Origin of the sequence: Pseudomonas sp. Sample_20, from assembly GCF_004307585.1 — a bacterium.
Lineage (GTDB): Bacteria > Pseudomonadota > Gammaproteobacteria > Pseudomonadales > Pseudomonadaceae > Aquipseudomonas > Aquipseudomonas atacamensis.
This window is the reverse complement of record NZ_RCOA01000137.1, coordinates 1-2,461: the sequence shown is the minus strand read 5'-3', so window position 1 is coordinate 2,461 and position 2,461 is coordinate 1. Positions and strand designations below refer to the sequence as shown.

The window sequence follows — 2,461 nt, the reverse complement described above, 5'->3', positions numbered from 1 at the left end:
GCTCCGCGTGGGAATGCAGCCCGTGACGCTCCGCGTCACTGGACGCAGAGCGTCCCTTGAGGCATTCCCACGCAGAGCGTGGGAACGATCACGGTGGGGAGTCAGGCAGCGTGGCTGGCTTGCGCGCTGATCGCGCAAGTCTCAGGTTGCTCGGCCAGCGGCACAAACGTGCGGCGGTCGGCCGACAGCGCGTCGATCGAGCCGGTCTCGATGTCGTAAACCCAGCCATGCAGATTCAGCCGCCCTTGCTCCTGGGCCAGGCGCACACTCGGGTGGGTCTGGATATTCGCCAGTTGCGCGATCACGTTCTCGCGCACCATCGAACTCAATTTCGCCGCGTCGCTGCCATGCACGCGCGCTTCGTTCATCACCTTCGCCGACTCGGCATGCTGCAACCAGCCGCTGACGGCGGGCAGGTGATCCATGCATTTGCACTGGGCAATCGCCGTCATTGCGCCGCAATCGGAGTGGCCGCAAATCACGATATCGGTCACCCCCAGTACCGCCACCGCATACTCCACCGTCGCCGAGACCCCGCCCGGATGAGGGCTGTAGGAGGGCACGATATTGCCGGCGTTACGGATCACGAACAGTTCGCCGGGCTCTTGCTGGGTCAGCAGCTCAGGCACTACACGGCTGTCGGAACAGGTGATGAACAGCGTGCCGGGTTGCTGAGTCGTGGCCAGATGTTTGAACAGTTCGCTGCGTTGCGGGAAGGCTTCGTTCTGGAATTTCAGGAAGCCGTCGATCAGGGCTTTCATGGCATGTCCTCGTGGCAGAAATGAGATGGCCCGCACGCAGGGTGCGGGCCGGGCGTATCAGAACGGACGCAGCGGCAGGAACTTGCCGTCGAGGGTCACCACCGCGCGGGAGCCGCCTTCCGGGTCTTCGACTTTCTTGATGTCCAGTTTGAAGTTGATCGCACTGATGATGCCGTCACCGAACTGTTCATGAACCAGCGCTTTCAGCGTGGTGCCGTAGATCTGGATCATTTCGTAAAAACGGTAGATGGTCGGATCGGTCGGCACGCCGCTGAGGCTGCCGCGCAAAGGAATGATCTGCAGAGCGGCGACGTCATCGGCGCTCAGATCAAGCTTGTCGCCGACCACTTGAGCAGCGATTTCCGGCAGCGGATGCTGGCCGAGCAGGGCGGCGGTGACGTAGGCAACGCTGAGGCCGGTGCCGTCAGCGAGATCCTGCCACGACAGATCTTTTTTCGCCTTGGCGTCGAGAACGCGGGTGGTCAGGGCCAGGCTGTTGTCGTTGTAGGCGTGGGACTGTTGCATGGTGTCACTCCTTTCAGGGGTTGGCTTGCTTGTGTGGAAACAATGTTGCGCCGGTCGATTCATAGCGTCCAAGACCGATATACAATGCGTCGCATAAGCCCTGCCTATAGATGGTGTCCTCATGCTGTTGCGACATTTGCGTTATTTGCTCGCCGTTGCCGATCACGGTGGCTTCACCCGCGCCGCCGAAGCGCTGCATGTGTCGCAGCCGACGTTGTCGCAGCAGATTAGGCAACTGGAAGAAACCCTCGGCGTGAGCCTGTTCGATCGCACCTCACGCACGGTGAAGCCTACGGATGCCGGAGCGGCTTACATCGAATGCGCGCGGCGCGTGCTGGTGGAGCTGGAAGCCGGGCAGCGCGCCTTGCACGACGTGAAGGACTTGTCCCGCGGCACCCTGCGCCTGGCGATGACACCGACGTTCATGGCGTATCTGGTCGGGCCGTTGGTGCGTGATTACAGGGCACGGTTTCCCGGGATTCATCTGGAAATCTTCGAATTGTCGATGGACGACATCGAGGCAGGGCTGGCGGATGACTCGCTGGATGTCGCGATCGCGTTTACGCCGGTGCGCAATGCCGATATCGAATGCATACCGGCGTTTACCGAGACGCTGGGGATCATGGTCGGGCCTGGGCATCCGCTCTATGACAGCCCTTCGGTGTTGACGTCGACGGAATTGGCTTCAATGGATTTCGCCTTGCTGGCGCCGGGTTTCATTACGCGGTTATTGGTGGATGAGTATTTCCGTGAGCACGGGATTACGCCGCAGGTGCGGATTGAAGTGAACTCGGTGAGTACGTTGCTGGAAGTGGTGCGGCATGCGCCGCTGGCGACTATGTTGCCCGAGGCGATTGCCAGCGAAGACCGCGCGTTGCGCCGCTTGCGGGTCGAAGGCGAGGCGCCACAGCGTGGCGCGGCGTTGTTGCGGCGCAGGAATAATTATCACAGTGCGGCGGCGTTGGCGTTTGTGGAGCTGGTGCTCGGCATGAAAAGCCCCTCACCCTAACCCTCTCCCAGCGGGAGAGGGGACTGACCGAGGTGTTTGGTCAAGTTACTCCGACCTGAACGAGCTTCGTTGACTCATAATCGCCACGGTCATTCAGGTCTACGGTTGAGCTGAGGCAACTCGGTCGGCTCCCTCTCCCTCGGGAGAGGGCTGGGGTGAGGGCTGG

At 61.4% G+C, this 2,461-nt stretch carries 3 protein-coding genes; 1 reads left to right on the top strand and 2 read right to left on the bottom strand.

All coding sequences use genetic code 11. The features are described 5' to 3' along the window. Positions 1-101: 101 nt before the first annotated feature. Positions 102-761 carry a carbonic anhydrase gene (locus D8U70_RS26990; RefSeq protein WP_073471183.1) on the bottom strand — a complete coding sequence of 220 codons (660 nt, stop codon included), beginning with the start codon at positions 759-761 and terminating at the stop codon, positions 102-104. 57 nt (positions 762-818) lie between these two features. Beyond that, positions 819-1,286 (bottom strand): cyanase, encoded by a 468-nt coding sequence (gene cynS, locus D8U70_RS26985; RefSeq protein ID WP_130930150.1) that lies wholly within the window; start codon positions 1,284-1,286, stop codon positions 819-821. A gap of 121 nt (positions 1,287-1,407) precedes the next feature. Here cynS and cynR point away from each other — a divergent pair, with 121 nt between their 5' ends. Beyond that, a complete protein-coding gene (cynR, locus tag D8U70_RS26980) occupies positions 1,408-2,295 on the top strand; it encodes a transcriptional regulator CynR (RefSeq protein WP_130930149.1) in 888 nt (295 codons plus the stop codon). Positions 2,296-2,461: the final 166 nt, after the last annotated feature.

What these genes read in the sequence shown, in the direction of transcription:
- cynR (WP_130930149.1), top strand. Translation starts at nt 1,408, where the DNA reads ATGCTGTTGCGACATTTGCGTTATTTGCTCGCCGTTGCCGATCACGGT.
- cynS (WP_130930150.1), bottom strand. Translation starts at nt 1,286, where the DNA reads ATGCAACAGTCCCACGCCTACAACGACAACAGCCTGGCCCTGACCACC.
- D8U70_RS26990 (WP_073471183.1), bottom strand. Translation starts at nt 761, where the DNA reads ATGAAAGCCCTGATCGACGGCTTCCTGAAATTCCAGAACGAAGCCTTC.